Genomic DNA, 21,325 nt, shown 5'->3' with positions numbered 1-21,325 from the left:
CGACTAGCCCCGCAACCGGGTGACGAGTTCCCCTGTGAGGCCCTTGGACGAGGCCTCGACCATGTTCAGCACGGCGGTGAACCCGTCGTCCCCGCCGTAGTAGGGGTCGGGGACCTCCGGGTTGGGGCCGCCGCCGGGCGCGAAGGAGCGGAACAGACGCAGCCGGGCCGGGTCGAAGCCCAGTTCGGCTCCGCGTTCGTCGACGAACCGGCGCAGGTCATCGAGGTTGTCCAGGTCCATGGCCAGGACGAGGTCCCGGGTGGCCAGGTCCTCGGGGTCGAACTGTCGGGCGGTGTGGTGGGTGAGGTACCCGTGTACCCGCAGGGTGGCCGAGGCGCGGGAGTCCATCCCGTCGCCGATGTGCCAGTCGCCCGTGCCGGAGCTGTCGACCCGCACGAGGTCGTTCATTCCGGCGCGTTCGAGGTCGGCGGTGAGCACCTTCTCGGCCATGGGCGATCGGCAGATGTTGCCCAGACACACGACGCTGACGCGGTAGGGACCAGTGGGGTCACGCGGTTCCGGCAGGCTCATGCCCCAACCGTAACGAAAAACCGCCACACCCACCCGATCCGGCGCGGTGAGTGCCGGTTCCGTCCCCGGTCCGTTCTCGGTTCAGCCCTTGGGGAGCCTCACCACGGTCACGAAGAAGTCGTCGATCTGCCGCACCACCCGGATGAACTGCTCGAAGTCCACCGGTTTGGGGACGTAGGCGTTGGCGTGCAGGCGGTAACTGCGCAGCACGTCCTCCTCCGCCTCCGAGGTCGTGAGCACGACGACGGGGATGTGCGCCAGGTCGTCGTCGTTCTTGACCTCCTCCAGGACCTCCCGGCCGTCCTTGCGCGGCAGATTGAGGTCGAGAAGGATCAGGTGGGGCCGGGGGGCGTCGGCGAACTCGCCCTCACGCCGCAGGAAGCGGAGCGCCTCGACACCGTCCGAGACCACGTGCAGGCGGTTGCCCAGCTTGTGTTCCTCGAAAGCCTCCTTGGTCATCAGGACGTCCCCGGGGTCGTCCTCGACCAGCAGCACCTCAATGGGATGCACCAACATGACCTCGCTCAAGCTTCCTGACCCCTATACGGGTCCCGCCCCGTGACCGGGTGGAACCGTACCGCCGGCGCCGCCGGGCAGGGGACGCGGTTCCCCCTCGGGTTCTTGGCCCGTGGGGGACTCGGTCTCCGGCTCGGTGCCGCCGAACTCTCGTGTGGCCGTCGGTGCCTCGTCCGTGGGGGCGGGCTCGGCGACCTCGGTGCCCTGTACTCCGCTATCGACGTCGTCGGTCGGTTCGGTTCCCTCCACGGCAACCGACTCTTCCTTCTCCGCCTCGGTGTCTACGGGCAGGGTCCAGCATATGCGGGTTCCGGTCCGTCCGGAGTCCGCGTCGTCGGTGGTTTCGGCCCCTTCGGGGGTCTCGGCGCCGGTGTCGAGCCACATGCGGCCGCCGTGGAACTCCACGATCTTCTTGCACATGGCCAGGCCGATGCCGGTGCCGGTGTACTTCTCCCTGGTGTGCAGGCGCTGGAAGATGACGAAGATTCGCTCGGCGTACTGCGGTTCGATACCGATGCCGTTGTCCGCACAGCAGAAGACCCACTCGTCGCCCTGGCGTTCGACGCTCAGGCGCACCTCGGGTGCGTCCTCGCCCCGGAACTTGACGGCGTTGCCCACCAGGTTGAAGAACACCTGGGTGAGCAGGGTGCGGTCACCCTGGACGGTGGGCAGGGGATCGCCGGAGATCTCCGCGCCCACCTCCTCCAGACGTGTCTCCAGACTGCTCAGGGCGTCGTCCAGGGCCACGTTGAGGTCGACCGGGGCGAAGTTCTTCGTCCGCCCGACCCGCGAGAAGGCCAGCAGGTCGTTGATGAGGGTCTGCATGCGCTTGGCGCCCTCGACCGCGAAGTCGATGTAGGAGTCGGCGCGCTCGTCCAGCTGACCGTGGTAGCGGCGCTGGAGCAGCTGGCAGAAGCTGGCCACCTTGCGCAGCGGTTCCTGGAGGTCGTGCGAGGCGACGTAGGCGAACTGCTCCAGCTCCAGGTTGGACCGCCGCAGCTCCTCGGTCTGCTGCTCGAGCAGGGTGGACTGTTCCTGGAGCTTGCGGCGCGCCGAGGCCACCTCGTCCAGGTCCTGCACGATGCGCTCGCGCATGGCGTCCACGTCCTGGCCGAGCTGGACGATCTCGGGCGGCCCGTGCAGGGAGATGCGGTGGGCGTAGTAGCCCTCGGAGACCTGGCGCATGTGCCCGGCCAGCTCTTCCAGGGGGCGCAGCACCCACTGCTGGAGCATGACCCACAGGAACACCGACAGGAACACCACCACCAGGCCGACGAGCACCAGCAGCGCCACGACCTGTTGGGTGGCCAGGGTCAGGCCGCTCTGGGCCTCCTGGATCTCGTTGGCGAGGTAGTTGGTGGTCGCGTCCGCGGCCCGGTTGAGCTCCAGGAAGAGCACGCGCCCGCGCTGGAGGTCCTCCTGGGTGGGGGTCTCGCCGCTGCGGACCTCCTCCAGGACGGGTTCGGCGAACTCCTCGCTCCAGACGTCACCGGCCTCGATGAGCTCGTTGACCTTGGGCGCTATGTCCGGGTTCTCCTCGGCCAGGGTGGCCAGGGCGCTCCGGTGCTCGGCGAGCGACATGCGCTGCTCGACGAAGGGCTGGAGGAAGTCGCGGTCACCGGTGAGGATGTAGCCGCGCAGGGCGTGGTCCTGGCTGAGGTAGGCCGAGCGGGTCTGCTCGACGGTGCTCAGGCCGGGGGTCAGGGAGTCGACCTGGAGCACCAGGGAGTCCCTGGCCTGGAAGGCCGCGAGGGTGATGACCGAGACGGCCACCACAAGGACGACGGCGACCACCGTCAGGAGGCTGGTGACCCTGCGGCGCAGGCTCCAGGAGTGGCGGCTGGAGTGGACGCGCTCGCGCGGGGAGGCGTTCACGAAGGGTGCTCCGCCGACGGAGGTGCGGGACTCCTCCCCCCGTTCGGCCTCCTCGTCCTGGGCGTCCGTGGTCCGGGACTCGGTGTCCATGGCGTGGTGTTCCTCCCCGGTGGGGCTCACTCCGGCTCTCCGTGGTTGATGAGCAGCATCGCCACGTCGTCCTGGAGCGGGCCTCCGTTACTGCGTTCGGCCTCGTCCACCAGGTGTTCGGGCAGGTTGTACAGGGCCACGCCCTGGCTGAGGACCCCGTTCACCATCCGCCTCAGGCCCGCGACCTCCAGACGGGCGGGCGGCCCGCCGTCGTAGGCGTCGACCAGGCCGTCGGTGTAGAAGAGCATGCTGGAGCCCTTGGGCAGGACCACCTCGGTCGACTCGTCCTGGTCGACGGGGAAGACGCCCAGGGGAGGCTGCGGGGCGGCCTGGATCTCCTCGGCGACCCCGTCCGTGACGATCATGGGCGGCGGGTGTCCGAGGACGCGTACGCGGGCGCGGTCGCTGCCCGTGTCGAGGCTGATCATGCACAGCGTCGCGTACATCTCCTCCTGTGCGCGCTCGCTCACCAGGAGGTCCTCCAGGTTCGGCAGGACGCGCTCCTCGGCGACCCCGCTCATGACCAGGGTGCGCCAGGCGATGCGCAGGCTGACGCCGAGCGCCGCCTCGTCGGGGCCGTGGCCGCTGACGTCGCCGATGATGACGTGGGTGGTGCCGTCCTTCTCGACGGCGTCGTAGAAGTCGCCGCCGACCAGGGCGCGTTTACGGCCGGGCCGATAGTAGGCGCGGTGGCTCAGGGGTGAGGCGTCGAGCAGGACCTGGGGCAGCAGTCCGCGTTCCAGGCGCATGTTCTCTCGGGCGCGCATGCGGGCCTCGCGCAGCTGGCGGGCGTTCTCGTCGGCGCGGCGCCGCTCCAGGGAGTAGCGCAGGCTGCGGGCCAGCAGGGAGCCGTCCACCTGGCCCTTGACCAGGTAGTCCTGGGCGCCCGCGGCGACCGCGGCGATGCCCTCGTGTTCGTCGTCGAGGCCGGTGAAGACCACGACCGCAGCCGAGGGAGCGCCCTCGAGGACCTCGTGCAGGAGGCCGAGGCCGTGCCCGTCGGGGAGGTTGAGGTCCAGCAGCACGCAGCCGCGGAAGCCGTTGAGGTGTTCTCGGGCGGCCGCGAGCGTGGAGACCCAGGTGATCCTGGTGGCCAGTGCGGTGTCCGCGAGGAGTTCCTCGGCGAGGAAGGCGTCGCCGGGGTCGTCTTCGATCAGCAGGACGTCAACTGATTCGACAGCAGCCTCCACCCGGTCGTCCAGGACGGTGTCGTCACCCAGGGCGGCGCTGCCGTCTGTCGCAGCGCCGTCGGCGGCTCGGGCCGCGTCGTCGCCGATCACTGTCGCGTGATCGTGCCCTGTTCTCCTGGTATCCACTCATCGCCTCAAGGTCCACTGTGCCGTGGGGGTCAGTCACTCCGGGTTCCGAGGCGGACACCTCGGGTCCGACCGGTGGTTCGGACCGCACGACACCCAAACGATAAACGCCCCGGCGACCAGTTGACCAGCGGACGAGACGAGACACATCCAACGCCGGGAGGCGGAACCTCCCTCGTGCGCGCGTGTCGCAAGGGTCGAGCGGGGCGGGCGGCCCGGCGTGGCTCGGGGGTCGCGCAGGTGGTCAGCGCGTGCGGGTGCGTGTGTGAAAGCACGTGAAGACTGTGACACAGGACACTTCCAGTGGGCGTTGTGTCACATTTTTTCTGACAGAGTGTCGTATCGATCTTGACAACCCGAGCCACCTAAATGACATCATGTCATAAAGATCCCGGAAAGAGAGGTGAAGGTGACGATGAGCGCCACGGTCGAGGCCCCCACGGCGGACCCCACCGCCGAACCGTTCTCCGCGAGGCTGAAGGCCGCCACCTGGAACGACCACGCGACTGCCGAACACCACGGCTTCACCAAGGCCCTCACCGAGGGCGAACTCCCCCTCGACGGCTACACCGCGATGGTCGCCCAGCACTACTTCGCCTACGTCGCACTCGAGCGGGTCGGCCGCGAGCTGGTCGGCGACCCCGTGGCGGGCCGGTTCCACTACCCCGAACTGGAACGCGTCCCCGCACTGGAGACCGACCTCGCGCACCTGCTCGGCGCCGACTGGCGCGACAGCGTCGCCCCGACCCCGGCCACCCGCACCTACGTGGCCCGCATCGAGCAGATGGCCGACCACCCGGCGGGCTTCGTCGCGCACCACTACACCCGCTACCTGGGAGACGTCTCCGGCGGACAGTTCATCCGGCGGATCGCGGCCGGGGCGTACGGCCTCACCGACGACGCGGGCGTGGCCTTCTACGTCTTCGACTCCCTCGGCAGCCTGCCCAGGTTCCGCACCGGGTACCGCGAGCGCCTCGACTCCCTGGAACTCGACGAACGCACCGCCGACTTCCTCGTCCGGGAGACCCGGCTGGCCTACCAGCTCAACACCGAGGTCCTCGCCGACCTCGGCAGGCGGTACGCCTGACCCGCGCCCGCGTCCCCCGGCCGCGCCTCGGGGAACGTTCGGCACTCCCCTGGCGTGCCACCATAGGAGTCATGCCCAAGATCACGGCTCCGACCATCGCCGCTCACCGTGCCCGCACACGGGAGCGCATCATGGACGCCGTCGAGGAGCTGACCAGGTCACAGGGGATCGACCGCATCTCCATGACCGACGTGGCCAACGCGGCGGGCATCACCCGCACCGCGTTGTACAACTACTTCCCGGACAAGCCCGCGCTGCTCCTGGCCTTCACCGAGCAGGTCAGCACCGCGTTCGTCGAACGCTACAAACGCGAGCTCCCCTCGGGGGTCTCGGCCGCCCGCCGCCTGTCAGCCTTCGTCCGCCTCCAGCTGGAAGGCATCGTCGCGCACCCGCACCCGCCCGCCGCCGAGCTGGGCGCCAGCCTGGGGCCCGACGCCTACCAGGCACTGGCCGCGCACGTGGCCCCCATGCAGCGCCTGCTCACCGAGATCCTGGAGGAGGGCACCGCCGCGGGTGAGTTCGACCGCCTGCCCTCCGAACGCGTCGCGGGGCTGACGTTGTCCATGGTGGGCTCGCAGCGACTGCCACTGGTCAACGGTGAGGTCGACATCGACGGGACGCACGCTCTGGTGACCCGTTTCGTGCTCCGCGCCCTCGGCGTGAGGACCGAAACGGTGGACACGATCCTGCCCTCGACCACCCCGGAGAACACTCAGAGTTCCGAGTGAAACACCCTCGGTAATAAGGGTCCGGTTCTAATCGGATGCTGGCCGTTAGCGGCCAGCGCCCCACTGCATGAAGCGACGGAGGCGGGGAACGACCCGCACTGCCCGATCCCCACCCGGGCGTCCCCATCCGACCGCCGCCGAGTTCAGTTAGGCCCTCCTCTCGTGTCCCTCACACTGATCGCCTTCGGCGCCACCCTGGTGTCGATCGCCCTCTTCAACAAGGTGCCCCGCTTCGTGCCCGGACGCCTGCCCGATCCACGCTCCGCCGGTGGGGTCGCCACCGCCCAGCGGACCAGCGTGCCCCCGCGGGTGTGTCTGGTCTCCGCCCGGCTGACCGAACAGGGACGCGCCCTGTTCACGGCGGTCGGCGGAAGCGCGCTGATCGTGGCGTTCTTCCTCAGCCTGTCCGGACTCTGACCGAACTGAACCGGCTGGCCGAACCGGCCGGGTTCGGCCTGCTCGGCCGGCCGGTTCAGTTCGAGCGGCCCCCGGGGCCGCCGCGCCCTCCGGCCATACGCACCAGCAGCCCGCCCGCGACGGTGGCCGCGATCCCTCCGGTCACCGCCGCGACCGCGGCCACCCGGCTCCGCAGCCGGGACCCTCGCCGCGCGGCGGACTCCGCGACCACGCGCTCCGTGGCGCGGAAGGCGCCTCCGCACAGCGCCGCGTCCAGCTCGGAGCCGCGCCAGCGCGCGTTCCAGGTGTTCAGGGGGTCCAGGCCACCGGGCAAGGGAGTGGTCCGGGGCTTCCAGCGCACCGGCTCCTCCAGGAGCGCGTCCTCGTCCGGGGACACGTCGACCCGGAGGAGGCGGGGCTCCGGGCCGGTGTAGCGCAGCTCGCCCGGAGCGTTCGCGATCATCTCCACGAGCAGCCGGGCGCACGCACGCGCGTCGCCGAGCGCCGTGTGCTGACCGGTGGGCCACTCCCCGCTCAGCAGGTGGGTGGCGCGCGGCAGCGAGTAGCGCGGCAGATCCAGCTGGGAGCGCAGGGCGCGCAGCGTGCACAGCCCCGAGAGGCCGCGCGGCAGCCCTGCGGGCACCAGTTCGGAGGAGAGGAAGCGCTCCTCGAAGTCCAGGTTGTGGCAGACCACCACGGCGCCGGAGAGCAGCTGGGCGATACGGGGCACGATCGACTCCGCGCGCGGGGCACCGATGACGTCCCCCTCGCCGATCCCGTGGAACTCCTGACCGCTGACGGGCGCCCGCGGGTCCACCAGTGTGCTGAACTCCTCCACGAGGGTGCCGTCCCCGCGCACCCGCACCACGGCGATCTCGACCAGCCGCGCGCCCTCGCGCGGGTCGAGCCCGGTCGTCTCGACGTCGAGTACCGCGTACTCCAGGTCCGCCGCTCGCATGCCGACCCTTCTCCGGGTCAGTGCGCCCGTCCGCAGCGTTCCCATCGTCTGTCCCTACTCCCTGTGGTCGATCAACGTCGGTTCACGACCCTACTGCCCGTGCCCGACACCGGCCGCCCCACGGCGTGGGGGTTCACGGACGGCACACCGGCGGACGGGAAGAAGGAGGGGGGTGTGTACGTTTTGACGCGTGCCCGGCGCCAACGGGCACTCACCGCACAGCCTCAACGGCGAGGAGAAGCCGCATGAACCAGTCACCGCTGCCCAGCTACGCCCCCCTGGCCGAGGTCGTCCGGTCCGGGATGCGCGAGGGCGTGCACTACGGAGCGGTGATCGGTCTGTCCGCCGAAGGTGAGATCGCCTACGCGCGCGGCCCCGTACACGACCCCATGTTCCCCCGCTCGTCCGCCAAGCCCTTCCAGGCGCTGGCCATGCTGCGCGCGGGCGCCGAACTGACCGGCCCCTCCCTCGCGATCGCGGCGGGCAGCCACGGCGGTGAGGAGTTCCACGCCGCCGAGGCCGAGCGGATCCTGACCTCCGTCGGGCTGACCACCGACGCCCTCCAGTGCCCGCCCGACTCCCCCGGCTCCCCCACCGCACGCCGGGCCTTCGTCGCCGCGGGGCGCGAGCCCGAGTCCCGGTACATGAACTGTTCCGGCAAGCACGCGGGCATGCTCGCCGCCTGTGTGGCCGGGGGTTGGAGCACCGACGACTACCTCGACCCGGAGCACCCCCTCCAGCTGCTGGTGCGCGAGGCCATCGAGGACATGTGCGGGGAGACCATCGCGCACACCGCCGTCGACGGCTGTGGCGCGCCCCAGCTGGCCGTGACCCTCGCCGGTCTGGCCCGGGGCGTCCAGGGGATGCGCCTGTCTCCGGAGGGCACACACGAGCACGACATCATCGAGGCGATGAGCGCGCACCCCGAGTACGTGTCGGGCCCCGAGCGCGTCGACACCGACCTCATGACCCGGATGCCCGGCCTGGTCTCCAAGATCGGCGCGGACGGCGTGCTCGTGCTCAACGCGCCCACCGGCGAGACCGTCGCGGTCAAGATCAGCGATGGTGACGCCCAGGAGCGTTCGCGCGTGGCCGTCGGGCTGACCGCCCTGCGTGCCCTGGGCGTGGACGTGAGCCCGGTGGGCGACCGCCTGACCACCCCCGTGAGCGGCGGCGGGGCGACCGTCGGCGAGGTGCGGGCCCTGTAGCCCCCGCTCCGCTGGCGCCTCGGCCGGTGTTCGGCGCCCTTGGGACCGGGACGGGCAGGAGAGCGCCGGGCGGAGGGCGGGACGTGGTGCGCGGGACCCGGGACAACGGGACGACTGAAGGAGAGATCGGTGTCGGACACCCTGAACGAGATCGTCATCGCCGGTGCGGGCATGGCTGGCCTGCACGCGGCCGAGGCCCTGCGTGAGCGAGGGTACGAGGGGCGCCTGACCCTGGTCGGGGAGGAGGCCCACCGGCCCTACTCCCGGCCTCCGCTGTCCAAGGAGGCCCTGACCGGTGTGGGTCTGGAGCCGACCGGCGGCGACCCGGGCTGGCTGGTCGGACACCGCGCGCTCCGACTGCGTGAGGACTCCGTCATCGACGGCCTGGACCTGGACTTCCGGCCCAGCACCCGGGTGGTCGGACTGGACACCGCCGCACGGGAGGTGCGTGTGGAGGGGCCTGGCGAGCGGGATTCGCTGCGCTACGACGGGCTGATCGTGGCCACCGGGGCGCGGGCGCGGCGCCCGGACACCGACCTGGCGGGCGTGCACGTCCTGCGCACCCTGGACGACGCCGAGGCGGTCCGGGCGGCCTTCGACTCCTCCGGGCACCTGGTGGTGGTCGGTGCCGGGTTCGTCGGCGCCGAGGTGGCCGCCAGCGCCCGAGCCGTGGGCATGGAGGTCACACTGATCGAGGCGGCGCCCACTCCGTTGACCCGGGTGGTCGACCCCCGGATCGGAGGGGTCCTCACCGACCTGCACAGGGAGAACGGCGTGGACGTGCGCCTCGGTGTGGGTGTGAGCGGGTTCGAGGGCGCGGGACGGGTGGAGCGGGTCCGATTGGCGGACGGCTCCGCCATCGACGCCTCCCTGGTGGTGGCCGGTGTCGGCGTGCACCTGAACACCGAGTGGCTGCGCGGTTCGGGGGTCGAGCTGTTCGACGACGGCTCGGTGGTGTGCGACGAGTACTCCGCGACCTCGGTGCCGAACGTGTACGCGGTCGGGGACCTGGCCAACTGGCCGCACCCGCGCTTCGGCGGTCGGATTCGGCTGGAGCACTGGACCAACGCGAGCGAGCAGGGCGAGGCGGCCGCCCGCAACCTGCTCGCCGGATCGGGGCGGACACCGTTCACCCCGGTGCCCTATTTCTGGTCGGACCAGTACCGGAAGAAGATTCAGCTCCTCGGGCAGGGCGCGCCCGCCGATCAGGTCAGCTTCGTGCACGGGTCACCGGAGGACCGAAAGTTCGTCGCGTTCCTGGGGCGTGGGGGGATGCTCACCGGTGTGCTGGGTCTGCGCTCCACCCCACGCACCATGCGCTACCGCGGCCTGCTGGAGAAGCCCACCACCTGGGACGAGGCGCTGGCCGCCGCGGGGGTCACCCCGTCACGGTGACGGCTCGTTTGGGGCACAGGCGCTCCGCCCTGAGGACGCTCTCGCGGAGTTCCTCGCCCGGCTCCTCGGTCAGGAGGTAGAGGAAGTCGTCATCCCTGACCTCGAACACCTCGGGGGCGGCGGCCATGCACAGGGCGTTGCTCTCGCACTGGTCGTAGTCGACCTCTACTCGCATGTCGTCCTTCTCTCCTGGGCCGTGGGCCCTTGGGGTCTGCGGGTGGCAACACCCTAGCCACACCCCGCCGCGTCGCCGGTGGCTTCTCCCGGGACCTCTTCCGGCCGGAGGAGAACCAGCCCAACGCGACCGCCGCCACACCCAACACCTGTTTGCGGAACGGCAACGGTGTGGGAGGTGGGTACGGACGACACGAGCACGGACGACCGGGACATCGACGAGGACCGGGGGCACCGCTCGGTCCACGGGCCGGACGCACCCGCCCTCCCTGCGCCCCGGCAACGATCGCCGCTCCCGGCCGCCCCGCTGTGGCTGTCCGGGCGGGACCGGCGAACGCACCGACTGCTCCGTCCCGTACCGCTACTGGGGCGTGGGGTCGCGCCCGGCCGGGCGCGACCCCACCCGCTACTTGGCGAAGCGGTCCGTGGCCTCGATGAGGAGGTCGAGGATGCCGGGCTCACTGAAGGCGTGGCCCGCGTCGTCGACGATGTGGAAGTCCGCCTCCGGCCAGGCACGGTGCAGGTCGTAGGCGGTACGCACCGGTGTGCACACGTCGTAGCGCCCCTGGATGATCACGCCGGGGATGTGCCGGATGATCTCGGCACCCTTGATGAGCTGCTCGGGGCTGAGGAATCCCCTGTTGTGGAAGTAGTGGTTCTCGATCCGCGCGAAGGCCAGCGCGTAGTCCTCGTCGGCGTGGTGCTCCCGCAGCGCCGGGTTGGGCCGCAGCGTGATCGTCGAGCCCTCCCACACGCTCCACGCCCGGGCCGCTTCCAGGCGCACCTCACGGTCCGGGGACTCCAGGCGGCGGGCGTAGGCACTGATCAGGTCGTCCCGCTCCTCCTCCGGGATGGGCTCCAGGTAGGAGTCCCACAGGTCCGGGAAGAGGTTCGAGGCGCCCTCCTGGTAGAACCAGCGCAGCTCCTGGTCGCGCAGGGTGAAGATGCCGCGCACGATCAGCTCGGTGACGCGCTCGGGGTGCTTCTGGGCGTAGGCCAGGGCCAGGCAGCTGCCCCACGAACCGCCGAAGACCTGCCAGGCGTCCACGCCGATCATCTCGCGCAGCCGCTCGATGTCCTCGACCAGCGACCACGTGGTGTTGGTGGACAGGTCGGCGTCCATCCGGCTGGCGTGCGGGGTGGACCGGCCGCAGTTGCGCTGGTCGAACAGGAGGATGCGGTACCGCTCCGGATCGAAGAGCCGACGGTGGTCGGGGGTGCAGCCGCCGCCCGGGCCGCCGTGCAGGAACACCACAGGCTTGCCCGTCGGGTTCCCGCACAGCTCCCAGTAGACGCGGTGTCCGTCGCCGACGTCGAGCGTGCCCGAGTCGTAGGGCTCGATGGGCGGGTACAAGGTGCGCAAGGCGTGGCCCTTTCGTGGTGTTCGTGGCTGGGTGGTTCCCGGTCAGAGCCGGTCGAGGAGTTCGGCCTTCTTGTTGCTGAACTCGCTGTCGGTCAGCAGCCCCTCGGCGTGGAGGCTGCCGAGCTCGCGGATCTTGGCGAAGATCTCGTCGCTGCCCTCTGCGGGGGGCGCCGCCTCCAACTCGGGGGCTCGGGCCGCCGGTTCGTCGGCGGTCTCCCCCCTGGCCAGGGCGATGTGGGTGTTGACGGTGGCGGCCATCAACAGGCTCTCCTCGCTGCCCTTGAGGCCGTGCGAGGCAAGCGTGAAGAAGTCGTTCTCCAGACCGGAGGCCTCGGGCATGGTCACCCCGCGCAGCACGACCCGGAGGAAGCCCTCGTCGAAGTCGCGCTGGGGGAACCACTGAAGGGACTCGATCTCGGAGAGGGGGAAATCGCGCGACTTCTCCTGTCCCTTGGCGGTGCTGGCCATCCAGCCGTCCCACACCAGGCGTACCCGATCGCCGTCGAAGGAGACCGAGCCCTCCCCGGTGCGCGCCTGGTAGGGCAGGCCGACCACCAGGGCCCTGGCGACCTGGGCGGGGTCGAGCGGGCCCGTGAGGGTCTCGCGGGCGTAGCGGGCCGACTCGGTGATCCGGTCGGCGCAGTACTCGGCGACCAGCTCCCGTTCGTGCGGGCCGGTCAGAACCAGCGGCGTGGAGGCTCCACCGGCGCCGACGGTCTCCAGAGGCGCGTAGGGGTCGGCCCCCTCCAACAGGCGCAGCCGGACCCGCCACCCCTGCTTGCGATCCCCCGGATCGAACTCCACGTCGTGCACGGCGCTCAACGGGACGGAGCAGTGTCCCAGTGCCCTGAACAGGGCCGGCACCCTGCGACCGGTGCCGAAACCGATGCGCACCGTCTCCTCGTCGAAGCGCCAGATGGCGTGGTGTCCGTGCAGTTCCTCCATGGGAGACCATCCTAGGGCGCCGGTCGCGAACGGACACCCCCCGTCCCCGGGCCCCCGTGCCGCCCGATCCGGACCGAAGCGGCGGTGGTGATGGGTCGGGATGTCCCGTTCCGGGTAGAACCGCAGGGGCACACCTCGTCCCGCCACCCCTGCGGTGGTCGGGAGCCCGTGGCGGTGCGCCCGGCGCGCCGCCCCCGAACCGGAGGCCTTCGATGTCGCACGAGATGACCGAGGGGGCACGGGAGTTCCGCGCCGCGCGGGACCTGCTCCTAGAGCACCGGGAGGACCAGGAGACGGCCCACCGGGAGTTCACCTGGCCCAGGCCGGAACGGTTCAACTGGGCGCTGGACCACTTCGACCACGTGGCCGCCACCCGACCGGACCGCACGGCGCTGTGGCTGGTGGAGGAGGACGGGACCGAGGCCCACCACACCTACCGCCAGCTGTCCGAACGCTCCAACCAGGTGGCGAACTGGCTGATCGGCCAGGGGGTGCACCCGGGCGATCGCATCATGCTCATGCTCGGCAACCAGGTCGAGCTGTGGGAGATCATGCTCGCCGCCGTGAAGCTGGGCGCGGTGATCACCCCGACCGCCACGAACCTGTCCGAGGCCGACCTGGTGGACCGGCTGGACCGGGGCGAGGTCGCGCACGTGGTGTGTTCGCCGGAGCAGACCGAGCGGTTCGAGCACCTGCGCGGCCACTGGACCCGGATCTGCGTGGGCTACATGGACGGATGGCTCAGCTACCCGGACTCGGAGCACTCCGGCCTGGAGTTCACCCAGCCCAGACCCACCGGCCCCGACGACCCGCTCCTGCTGTACTTCACCTCCGGCACCACGGCGCGCCCCAAGCTGGTCACCCACACCCAGAGCTCCTACCCGGTGGGGCACCTGTCCACCATGTACTGGCTGGGGGTCCGGCCCGGGGACGTGCACCTGAACGTGTCCGCGCCCGGCTGGGCCAAGCACGCCTACAGCAGCGTGTTCGCGCCGTGGAACGCGGAGGCCACGGTGCTGGTGGTCAACCAGGAACGGTTCGATCCGGCGACCCTGCTGGACGCGGCGGTGCGGTGCGGGGCGCACACGATGTGCGCGCCGCCCACGGTCTGGCGGATGCTGGTCCAGGCGGACCTGACCGCGTGGAAGGTGCCGCTGCGCGAGGTGGTGGCGGCGGGGGAACCGCTCAATCCGCAGATCGTGGACTACGTCCGTGAGGCCTGGGGGCTCACCGTGCGGGACGGGTTCGGGCAGACCGAGACCACCCTGCTCGTCGGCAACGGCCCCGGCCAGGAGGTGGCCCGTGGGTCCATGGGACGTCCCATGCCCGGCTACGACGTGGTCCTGGTCGACCCGGAGACGGCGAGGCCCTCCGACACCGGCGAGATCTGCGTGGACATGAGCGACGATCCCGTGGGCGTGATGCGCGGCTACGCGGACGCCCCGGACACCACCCGGGACGTGACGCGGCTCGGGCTGTACCGCACGGGCGACATCGCCACGCGGGATTCGCGCGGCTCCATTACCTATATCGGCCGATCCGACGACGTGTTCAAGGCCTCGGATTACCGCATCTCACCATTCGAGCTGGAAAGCGTTCTGGTGGAGCACGAATACGTGGCCGAGGCCGCGGTCGTGCCGTCACCGGACCCGCTGCGGCTCTCGGTGGCCAAGGCGTACGTGACCCTCGCCGAGGGCGTGGCACCGGACGCCCTGACCGCCCGCGCCATCATGGAGTACGCGAGGAGCCGCCTCTCCCCGCACAAGAGGGTCCGCCGCCTGGAGTTCGCCGACCTGCCCAAGACCGCCTCCGGCAAGATCAGGCGGGTCCGGCTGCGCCGCGCCGAGACCGAGCGCGGCACGGTCGCCGACGGGGTGCGCAACCCGCGCGAGTACTGGGAGGAGGACCTCCCCGGGCTGAAGGACTGATCCCCCGGGCGCTCGGGGCACCCGGCGGGAATGGCAGCCGGGGCCATTGTGTCTCGCTGGTTGGGACGACTTCCCGCGAAATGCGCTGGTGTGGCCTTTCCCATCCCGGGTTTGCACGTCGAATTCCACCGCGACCGTGTCCGCCCCGCCGGACCGCGCTACGGTCAAGGTGCGGCACGAGCATCTGTCGCCAGGCGATCGACGTGACGGGACCAGGGGAGACGATGACGAGCACCAACGACACACGGGTGGCGAGCTACAAACCGCTCATCGCCCCCCAGGACCTGCTCGCCGAGCTCCCCATGAGCGAGGAGAGCACCGCCCTCGTGGAGAGCTCGCGCGCCGAGGTCAAGCGGGTGCTGGACGGCGCCGACGACCGCCTCCTGGTCGTCGTCGGTCCCTGCTCGGTGCACGACACCGAGTCGGCCCTGGACTACGCGCGTCGCCTGCGCGACCTCGTCCCTTCGGTCAGCGACGAGCTGTGCGTGGTCATGCGCGTGTACTTCGAGAAGCCGCGCACCACGGTGGGCTGGAAGGGCCTGATCAACGACCCGGGCCTGGACGACACCTACGACGTGCACCGTGGCCTGCGCACCGCCCGTGAGCTGCTGATCGACATCAACGCCCTCGGGCTGCCCGCCGGGACCGAGTTCCTCGACCCGATCACCCCGCAGTACATCGCCGACGTGGTCTCCTGGGGCGCCATCGGCGCCCGCACCACGGAGAGCCAGGTGCACCGCCAGCTCAGCAGCGGTCTGAGCACCCCGGTCGGCTTCAAGAACGGCACCGACGGCGACGTGCAGGTGGCCGTGGACGCCGTCGGGGCGGCCGCCGCCTCCCACACGTTCTTCGGCGTGGACCCGGCCGGCGCCGGTTCGGTCGTGGTCACCGAGGGCAACCCGGACTGCCACGTGATCCTGCGCGGCGGGCGCAGCGGCCCCAACCACGACCCTGCGTCGGTGGCCTCCGCCCTGGACGTGATCGAGGGCTCCAAGCTGCCGCGCCGCCTGATGATCGACGCCAGCCACGCCAACAGCGGCAAGGACCACGTCCGCCAGGCGGGCGTGGCCCGGGAGATCGCCGCCCAGGTCGCCGAGGGTCAGAAGGGGATCGTCGGCGTCATGCTGGAGAGCTTCATCGTGGAGGGCGCCCAGAAGCTGGGCGACCCGGACCAGCTCACCTACGGCCAGTCCATCACCGACAAGTGCATGAGCTGGGAGACCACCGAGGGCGTCCTGGAGAACCTGGCCGAGGCGGTCCGCCAGCGCCGCAAGAACGCCGCCTGATCCCGACACACGCTGGGCCCGGCACGAGAACGGTGTGCCGGGCCCGGCCCTGTCCCCCAGAGTGGGAGGACCGGGTCGGCCGGTCGCCGGGTCAGGCCCGGGTGTCCTTGACGACCTCGCCGCCCTGGAGGACCAGCACCACGTTGGCGCGGTCACCCAGCAGTGAGACGTCGGCGAGGGGGTCGCCCTCACACACCACGAGGTCGGCGAACTTACCGGCCTCGACCGTGCCCGTGGTGTCGGCGGTGCCCACCAGCTCCGCGGCGTTGCTCGTCCCCGCCTTGATCGCCTCCATGGGCGACAGCCCCACGGACACCAGCTGGGCGAGTTCGCGCAGGTTGCGGCCGTGCTCGGAGATACCGGCGTCCGTACCCATCGCGACCCGCACGCCGCGGCTGACCGCGTGGGAGATCCGGCGGTGGGTCTCCTCGGCCAGGGCCCGCTTGGTGTCGACCGCCTTCCGGGTCATCAGGTGGACCCGGTCCTCGAAGTCGAACGTGGTCAGGGTCGGCACGAGGAAGGTGCCCCGCTCCAGCATGAGGTCGATGCCCTCGTCGTCGATGAGGTAGCCGTGCTCGATGCTGGCCACCCCGCCGCGCACGGCGTTCCTGATCCCCGCCGCACCCTGGGCGTGCGCCGCCACCGGCCGACCGCCGTGTTTGGCGGTCTCGGCCACGATCACGGCGATTTCCTCCTCCGTGATCCCCTCGTCGGTGGGGCCGTCCGAGGGGCTGGAGAGCCCGCCGGTGGCGCACACCTTGATGACGTCGGCGCCGTCGCGGACCAGCCTGCGGGTGGCCACCCGGGCCTCCTGCGGGGAGTCGACGATCTCGGCGGCGGTGTGCTCGCAGTCGTGCGGGTTGGCTCCGGAGGGCAGCGTGAAGTCGGCGTGGCCTCCGGTGTGGCTCATGAGGCGCAGCGCCATGCTCAGGCGCGGCCCCCGGATCAGACCGCGTTCCCGCGCGATACGGAACCCGGCGTCGGCCCCGCCCAGGTCACGGGCGCCGGTGACGCCCGCTTCCAGAGTGACCCGCATCCGCTCGGCGGACTCGAAGGCGTGCAGGCTGCGGGAGAGGTCCGCGTTGTTGGTGGCCAGGGCTCGGCCGTCGGAGAACCCGAAGTGCACGTGGGTGTCGATGAACCCGGGCAGCAGGGTGCGGCCACCCAGGCTCTCCACCGTGTCCTCGGGTCGGGGCTCGGGTGCGTTCGCGGAGGGCCCGGCGTAGGCGATCAGGCCGTCCTCGACCAGGACGGCGGCGTCGGTGACCGGGGCGGCTCCGGTGCCGTCGATGAGGGTGAGGTCCCGGTACAGGGTCCTGGCGCCGGTCATGGGTGGTCTCCTTACGTCGGTGTGCGGGCGGGATGGCGGGCCCGGTCCCCCGGGCCCGTGGTCTACAGCTGCGGGTACATGCCGGGGCCGATGGGCAGGCCACCGAAGTAGAACACCGCGAAGACGGCGACCCACATGACCAGGAAGACCATCGAGAAGGGCAGGCAGCGCGCGATCACGGTGCCGATGCCCGCCTTGGGCTCGTAGGACTTCAGGAAGCCGAGGACGATGATCACGTACGGGTTGAGCGGCGAGAGCACGCTGGAGGTGGAGTCGCCGATCCGGTAGGCCGCCTGGACGAAGCCGGGCTCGTAGCCGAGCAGGGCGAACATCGGGACGAACACCACGGCGAACAGGGCCCACTGGGCGGAGCCGGAGATGATGAAGAAGTTGATCAGCCAGGCCAGCAGGATGAAGCAGAGGATGGCCCCGAACCCGGTGAACCCGGTGGCCTCCAGCGTCTCCGCGCCCTTGATCGCGATCCACGTGGACAGGCCGGTCCAGTTGAACAGCTCCAGGAACTGCGCCATCACGAAGGCCAGGACGACGAAGCCGGACATCTCCTTCACAGTGTGGCCCATCATCCGCGCGACGTCGGCCCCGCCCCGGATCGCCCGGGTGGCCAGGCCGTAGGCCACTCCCGGCACGGCCAGGGTGAGGAAGACCAGGAAGACCACGGAGCTGAGCAGCGGGGACTCCGGCAGGAACGCGCCGTCCTCGTTGCGCATGGGCGCGCCCGGCGGGAGGGTGACCAGCAGGACCGCGACGACCGTCAGGACCAGGGCGATCCCGGCCCAGCGCATCCCGCCGCGCTCACTCGGGGTGAGCTCGGCGTCCATCTTCAGGTCGGGGCGCTCCTCGGCGGTCCCAGCGGCCGCGCCGTCCTCGGCACCGGTCTGCTCGCGGCTGACCCCGCGCCGTACCAGGGCGGGTTCGAGGACGCGGTCGATGAGGAAACCGGCCACGACGCTCAGCACGATCGCGATCGTGAAGGTGAGGAAGTGGTTGGAGATCGGGCTGACGTGGGTGGTGCCCAGTCCCTCCACCGACGCGGCGGCGGTGTTGGTGATGCCGGAGAGCAGCGCGTCGGTGCTCGTGATGAAGGGGCTGCAGCTGAACGCGGCCATGGCGGCGGCGAAGGAGCCGAGGAGACCGGCGACGGGGTGGCGCCCGGCCGCCTTGAAAACCATCGCGGCCAGCGGCGGGATGACCACCATCGCGGCGTCGCTCATGATGCTGCCGGAGACCGCGACCAGGGCGGCCACGTACGGGAGCAGCCACTGGGGCGCGCCGCTGAAGGCCCGGCGGACCAGTGTGTTGAGCAGGCCGGTCCGCTGTGCGATGCCGACGCCCAGCAGGATGGTCAGCACCACGCCCAGGGGCGGGAAGCCGATGAAGTTGGGGACCAGGTTGGTGGTGAGCCAGGTGAGGCCCTCGGCGGTGAAGAAGCCCCTGATCTCCTGGGCTCCGTCCTCGCTGCCGGGCACCACGTAGGTGGCGCCCAGAGCCGACAGGGCCGAGGAGGCGACGGCGACGAGCGCGAAGAGCAGCAGGAAGAGGACGAACGGGTCGGGGATCCTGTTACCGAGGCGCTCGATGTTGTCGAGGGAGCGGGTGAGGAAGCCGGGGCGCGTCTCGACTGCGCCGCCCAGCTTGGGGCGTGGGGTGCTCATGGGTCACCTCCGGGACGAAGGGGTGGCGGGTGGGGCCTGGTCAGTTCGCGGTGCCCGGTCGGGTTCCGGTGGTGTCCTTGTGGACCGCACCGTCCTTGATGACCACGGTGACGTTGTCGGGATCACCGAGCAGGGTGATGTCGGCGAGGGGGTCTCCCGAACAGACGACGACGTCGGCGCGCTTGCCGGGTTCGAGGGTGCCGATCTCCTCGCTCCGCCCGAGGAGCGCGGCGGCGTCGCGGGTCCCTGCGAGCAGGGCACCCATGGGGCTCATGCCGTGCTCCACCAGCAGGGCGAGTTCGCGCAGGTTGCGGCCGTGCGGGCAGATACCCGAGTCGGTGCCGAGGGCCACGCGGACCCCGGCCCGGACGGCGGCGGTGATGTTCTCGCTGAGGTGTTCCTGGAGCCTGAGCTTCTTGGCCACCGCGTAGTCGGCCGACTTCGCGGGGTCGGGCGGGGTGGTGGCGGTGGAGAGGGTGGGCACCAGGAAGGCACCGCCGTCCAGCATGAGCTGGATGCCCCGCTCGTCGATCTCGTAGCCGTGCTCCACGCTGGTGACCCCGGCGGTGAGGGCGTTGCGGATGCTGCGAGCGCTCTGGGCGTGGGCGGCCACGGGGATGTCGTGGCTGGCGGCCTCGCGCACGATCACGGACATCTCCTCGACGTTGAGCCCGTCGTGCCAGGGGGTGTCCTGGGGACTCCACACGCCTCCGCTGGCCATCACCTTGATGACCCCGGCGCCCTTGCGCATGACCTCACGGGTGGCGCGCAGGGCCTCGGCGGGGCCGTCGGTGTTGATCGAGACGGCGCCGTCCGGTCCCAGGATCGCCCCGTAGTCGAAGCCGCAGCAGGTGCGGAAGTCGCCGTGGCCGCCGGTCGGGCCGAGGGCCCGGTAGGCGGTGGTGACGCGGGGACCGGGGATGATGCCCTCGTCGACGGCACGGACCACGGCCTGGTCGAGTCCGGCCAGGTCGCGGACGCTGGTGACCCCGGCGTCGAGGGTGGCCCTCAGGCGCGGGATGGCGGTGAAGTAGCCGTAGTGGGGAGGCTGGTTGATCAGGTCGGCGGGGTTCATGCCGTCGCCGGACATGGTCATGTGCACGTGGGTGTCGACGAATCCCGGCAGGATCGTGCCCCCGGCCGCGTCGACCACCCGGTGCGGCTCGCCGACGTGCGGTGTCTGGTCGGTGGGGCCGATCCAGTCGATCCGGCCGTCGCGCAGGATGAGGGACCGGTGGCGCTGGGGCCCCTCCCCGGTCCCGTCGATCACGGTTCCGTCGCGGACCACGAGGGTCCTGCCAGCCGAGGTCATCGACGCCACCTTTCTCATCGCACCGGGTCCCTGGTGCCGCGAGGCGGACACCCGGACGCGACGGTGCGCAATCCAACGGACTCGCGGCTCGGGGCCGCGCTTCTGATCTTGCGGAAACCTACGTGGATCCTCCGGTAACCTGCGGAAATCGCCGGGAACAGCTACGGAGGAGGTGGATTTTGCAGGGATCGAGCATGCCCAACGAGTTCGACCTGTCCCTGATCAACGCGCTCCAGCTGGCGCCCAGGGCCACCTGGGCCGAGCTCGGGCCGGTCCTGGACGCGGACCCCACCACGCTGGCCCGCCGGTGGAAGCGGTTGGAAGACGAGGGGCTGGCGCGCATAGCCGCGTTCCCCCGCCGCCGCGTGATGGCCCGTCGGTACCTCAGTTACGTGGAGCTGAGCTGCCGCAACGGATCGGTGGAGCGGGTCGCGGCGGCGCTGGCCGAGGACCGCGACACCCTGAGCATCCAGTTCGTGGCCGGGTCCCACCAGCTCATGCTCACCGTGGTGCCGGGAGGAGGGCTGGCGGACTACCTGCTCAACTGGGTGGGTGGCATCCCCGACGTGGTCTCCTACCGGGTGCACGTGGTCACCGAGGTCCCCCGGGAGGCCTACCTGTGGCAGGTCCGCGCCCTTTCACCGGGGCAGCGGCGCCGACTGCGCGCCCTCTCCCCCAGGGTGCGCGACCCGGGGGGCAGCGAACGCGTCACCGAGCTGGACCAGAGCATCGTGGACCTGCTGTGCGCGGACGCGCGACTGGGCTACCAGGCCATCGCCGAACGGCTGGACATCGCGCCCACCACGGCCGCGCGCCGGATCAACCGGTTGCTGCGCGACGGCCTCCTCGGGCTGCGCTGCGACATCTCCCGCGCGCACATGGGCTGGCCGAGCGCCGCCACCCTGTGGGGAACGGTGGAACCCGAGGTTCTGGACGGCGTGCCCGACCTGGGGGAACGCATCCCCGAGGTCCGGCTGTGCACGACCATCGCGGGCCCGGAGAACACCCTGTTCATCCTGTGGCTGCGCGACGCCCCCGACCTCACCCGTGTGGAGCGCAGACTGTTGGAGGAGCTGCCGGGACTGCGCATCGCCGACCGCCGGATGACGCTGCGCACGTTCAAGTTCATGGGCGGGGTGACCGACTCCGAACAGCGCTTCGTGCGTTCGGTCCCGATCCAGCTCCGCTCGCCCGAGGACCCCTAGTCGGGCCCG

At 70.9% G+C, this 21,325-nt stretch carries 19 protein-coding genes; 8 read left to right on the top strand and 11 right to left on the bottom strand.

Going from position 1 to position 21,325, the window contains the following annotated elements; translation table 11 throughout:
- Window positions 1-3: 3 nt before the first annotated feature.
- The 4 genes from ADX84_RS08875 to ADX84_RS08860 all read right to left on the bottom strand — a co-directional run bounded on the left by ADX84_RS08875 (window position 4) and on the right by ADX84_RS08860 (window position 4,292).
- A complete protein-coding gene (locus ADX84_RS08875) occupies window positions 4-531 on the bottom strand; it encodes a low molecular weight protein-tyrosine-phosphatase (protein WP_049570372.1) in 528 nt (175 codons plus the stop codon).
- Window positions 532-612: 81 nt separating this feature from the next.
- Complete coding sequence (locus ADX84_RS08870) at window positions 613-1,047, bottom strand: response regulator (RefSeq protein ID WP_026129711.1); 435 nt, start codon at window positions 1,045-1,047, stop codon at window positions 613-615.
- Between the two features lie 24 nt (window positions 1,048-1,071).
- Window positions 1,072-3,042: an ATP-binding protein gene (locus ADX84_RS08865; RefSeq protein ID WP_082206355.1), complete on the bottom strand. Its 1,971-nt coding sequence runs from the start codon at window positions 3,040-3,042 to the stop codon at window positions 1,072-1,074.
- Window positions 3,039-4,292 carry a PP2C family protein-serine/threonine phosphatase gene (locus ADX84_RS08860; protein WP_199776524.1) on the bottom strand — a complete coding sequence of 418 codons (1,254 nt, stop codon included), beginning with the start codon at window positions 4,290-4,292 and terminating at the stop codon, window positions 3,039-3,041. Before ADX84_RS08860 ends, ADX84_RS08865 begins: the two co-directional genes overlap by 4 nt.
- Window positions 4,293-4,743: 451 nt before the next feature.
- Between ADX84_RS08860 and ADX84_RS08855 the strand changes: the two genes are divergently transcribed.
- The 3 genes from ADX84_RS08855 to ADX84_RS08845 all read left to right on the top strand — a co-directional run bounded on the left by ADX84_RS08855 (window position 4,744) and on the right by ADX84_RS08845 (window position 6,560).
- Entirely contained in the window at window positions 4,744-5,415 is a 672-nt protein-coding gene (locus ADX84_RS08855; RefSeq protein ID WP_049570418.1) for a heme oxygenase (biliverdin-producing), read from the top strand.
- Window positions 5,416-5,486: 71 nt separating this feature from the next.
- Entirely contained in the window at window positions 5,487-6,143 is a 657-nt protein-coding gene (locus tag ADX84_RS08850) for a TetR/AcrR family transcriptional regulator (RefSeq protein WP_049570366.1), read from the top strand.
- Window positions 6,144-6,305: 162 nt separating this feature from the next.
- Entirely contained in the window at window positions 6,306-6,560 is a 255-nt protein-coding gene (locus ADX84_RS08845) for a hypothetical protein (RefSeq protein ID WP_049570364.1), read from the top strand.
- Window positions 6,561-6,615: 55 nt separating this feature from the next.
- Here ADX84_RS08845 and ADX84_RS08840 read toward each other — a convergent pair whose 3' ends face one another.
- The gene (locus tag ADX84_RS08840) at window positions 6,616-7,542 is read right to left on the bottom strand and encodes a PolC-type DNA polymerase III (protein ID WP_049570360.1); all 927 of its coding nucleotides are present in this window, start codon (window positions 7,540-7,542) and stop codon (window positions 6,616-6,618) included.
- Between the two features lie 200 nt (window positions 7,543-7,742).
- Between ADX84_RS08840 and ADX84_RS08835 the strand changes: the two genes are divergently transcribed.
- Window positions 7,743-8,705 carry an asparaginase gene (locus ADX84_RS08835; protein WP_049570358.1) on the top strand — a complete coding sequence of 321 codons (963 nt, stop codon included), beginning with the start codon at window positions 7,743-7,745 and terminating at the stop codon, window positions 8,703-8,705.
- Between the two features lie 129 nt (window positions 8,706-8,834).
- Complete coding sequence (locus ADX84_RS08830; protein WP_049570355.1) at window positions 8,835-10,100, top strand: NAD(P)/FAD-dependent oxidoreductase; 1,266 nt, start codon at window positions 8,835-8,837, stop codon at window positions 10,098-10,100.
- Here ADX84_RS08830 and ADX84_RS08825 read toward each other — a convergent pair.
- The 3 genes from ADX84_RS08825 to ADX84_RS08815 form a co-directional block, all read right to left on the bottom strand.
- Window positions 10,084-10,275: a ferredoxin gene (locus tag ADX84_RS08825; protein WP_049570351.1), complete on the bottom strand. Its 192-nt coding sequence runs from the start codon at window positions 10,273-10,275 to the stop codon at window positions 10,084-10,086. The two genes, ADX84_RS08830 and ADX84_RS08825, sit on opposite strands and share 17 nt — an antisense overlap.
- Before the next feature lie 405 nt (window positions 10,276-10,680).
- Window positions 10,681-11,637, bottom strand: a complete 957-nt coding sequence (pip, locus tag ADX84_RS08820; RefSeq protein WP_049570349.1) for a prolyl aminopeptidase — start codon at window positions 11,635-11,637, stop codon at window positions 10,681-10,683.
- 42 nt (window positions 11,638-11,679) lie between these two features.
- On the bottom strand, window positions 11,680-12,582 hold the full coding sequence (locus ADX84_RS08815; protein WP_049570347.1) for a DUF4429 domain-containing protein: 903 nt from the start codon (window positions 12,580-12,582) through the stop codon (window positions 11,680-11,682).
- Window positions 12,583-12,794: 212 nt separating this feature from the next.
- Here ADX84_RS08815 and ADX84_RS08810 point away from each other — a divergent pair, with 212 nt between their 5' ends.
- Together ADX84_RS08810 and ADX84_RS08805 are read left to right on the top strand one after the other, a co-directional pair.
- Window positions 12,795-14,510 carry an AMP-binding protein gene (locus tag ADX84_RS08810; RefSeq protein WP_049570344.1) on the top strand — a complete coding sequence of 572 codons (1,716 nt, stop codon included), beginning with the start codon at window positions 12,795-12,797 and terminating at the stop codon, window positions 14,508-14,510.
- Between the two features lie 224 nt (window positions 14,511-14,734).
- Window positions 14,735-15,796, top strand: a complete 1,062-nt coding sequence (locus ADX84_RS08805; RefSeq protein WP_049570341.1) for a 3-deoxy-7-phosphoheptulonate synthase — start codon at window positions 14,735-14,737, stop codon at window positions 15,794-15,796.
- 91 nt (window positions 15,797-15,887) lie between these two features.
- On the opposite strand, the gene ADX84_RS08800 is transcribed toward ADX84_RS08805, so the two are convergent.
- The 3 genes from ADX84_RS08800 to ADX84_RS08790 all read right to left on the bottom strand — a co-directional run bounded on the left by ADX84_RS08800 (window position 15,888) and on the right by ADX84_RS08790 (window position 20,111).
- A complete protein-coding gene (locus ADX84_RS08800) occupies window positions 15,888-17,126 on the bottom strand; it encodes an amidohydrolase family protein (RefSeq protein ID WP_049570338.1) in 1,239 nt (412 codons plus the stop codon).
- Between the two features lie 62 nt (window positions 17,127-17,188).
- Complete coding sequence (locus ADX84_RS08795; RefSeq protein WP_049570333.1) at window positions 17,189-18,799, bottom strand: AbgT family transporter; 1,611 nt, start codon at window positions 18,797-18,799, stop codon at window positions 17,189-17,191.
- A 40-nt stretch (window positions 18,800-18,839) separates the two neighbouring features.
- Window positions 18,840-20,111 carry an amidohydrolase family protein gene (locus ADX84_RS08790; RefSeq protein ID WP_049570330.1) on the bottom strand — a complete coding sequence of 424 codons (1,272 nt, stop codon included), beginning with the start codon at window positions 20,109-20,111 and terminating at the stop codon, window positions 18,840-18,842.
- 194 nt (window positions 20,112-20,305) lie between these two features.
- Here ADX84_RS08790 and ADX84_RS08785 point away from each other — a divergent pair, with 194 nt between their 5' ends.
- Window positions 20,306-21,316, top strand: coding sequence for an Lrp/AsnC family transcriptional regulator (locus tag ADX84_RS08785; protein ID WP_049570327.1), 1,011 nt, complete (start codon window positions 20,306-20,308; stop codon window positions 21,314-21,316).
- Window positions 21,317-21,325 lie beyond the last annotated feature (9 nt).

It is taken from the genome of Nocardiopsis sp. SBT366, assembly GCF_001083815.1.
Lineage (GTDB): Bacteria > Actinomycetota > Actinomycetes > Streptosporangiales > Streptosporangiaceae > Nocardiopsis > Nocardiopsis prasina.
This window is presented reverse-complemented; position numbering and strand designations above follow the sequence as displayed.

Excerpts from the sequence above, each read along its gene's own strand:
- ADX84_RS08875 (WP_049570372.1), bottom strand. The coding sequence starts at position 531 with ATGAGCCTGCCGGAACCGCGTGACCCCACTGGTCCCTACCGCGTCAGC.
- ADX84_RS08870 (WP_026129711.1), bottom strand. The coding sequence starts at position 1,047 with ATGTTGGTGCATCCCATTGAGGTGCTGCTGGTCGAGGACGACCCCGGG.
- ADX84_RS08855 (WP_049570418.1), top strand. The coding sequence starts at position 4,744 with ATGAGCGCCACGGTCGAGGCCCCCACGGCGGACCCCACCGCCGAACCG.
- ADX84_RS08850 (WP_049570366.1), top strand. The coding sequence starts at position 5,487 with ATGCCCAAGATCACGGCTCCGACCATCGCCGCTCACCGTGCCCGCACA.
- ADX84_RS08840 (WP_049570360.1), bottom strand. The coding sequence starts at position 7,542 with ATGGGAACGCTGCGGACGGGCGCACTGACCCGGAGAAGGGTCGGCATG.
- ADX84_RS08835 (WP_049570358.1), top strand. The coding sequence starts at position 7,743 with ATGAACCAGTCACCGCTGCCCAGCTACGCCCCCCTGGCCGAGGTCGTC.
- ADX84_RS08825 (WP_049570351.1), bottom strand. The coding sequence starts at position 10,275 with ATGCGAGTAGAGGTCGACTACGACCAGTGCGAGAGCAACGCCCTGTGC.
- ADX84_RS08815 (WP_049570347.1), bottom strand. The coding sequence starts at position 12,582 with ATGGAGGAACTGCACGGACACCACGCCATCTGGCGCTTCGACGAGGAG.
- ADX84_RS08810 (WP_049570344.1), top strand. The coding sequence starts at position 12,795 with ATGTCGCACGAGATGACCGAGGGGGCACGGGAGTTCCGCGCCGCGCGG.
- ADX84_RS08805 (WP_049570341.1), top strand. The coding sequence starts at position 14,735 with ATGACGAGCACCAACGACACACGGGTGGCGAGCTACAAACCGCTCATC.
- ADX84_RS08800 (WP_049570338.1), bottom strand. The coding sequence starts at position 17,126 with ATGACCGGCGCCAGGACCCTGTACCGGGACCTCACCCTCATCGACGGC.
- ADX84_RS08795 (WP_049570333.1), bottom strand. The coding sequence starts at position 18,799 with ATGAGCACCCCACGCCCCAAGCTGGGCGGCGCAGTCGAGACGCGCCCC.
- ADX84_RS08790 (WP_049570330.1), bottom strand. The coding sequence starts at position 20,111 with ATGACCTCGGCTGGCAGGACCCTCGTGGTCCGCGACGGAACCGTGATC.
- ADX84_RS08785 (WP_049570327.1), top strand. The coding sequence starts at position 20,306 with ATGCCCAACGAGTTCGACCTGTCCCTGATCAACGCGCTCCAGCTGGCG.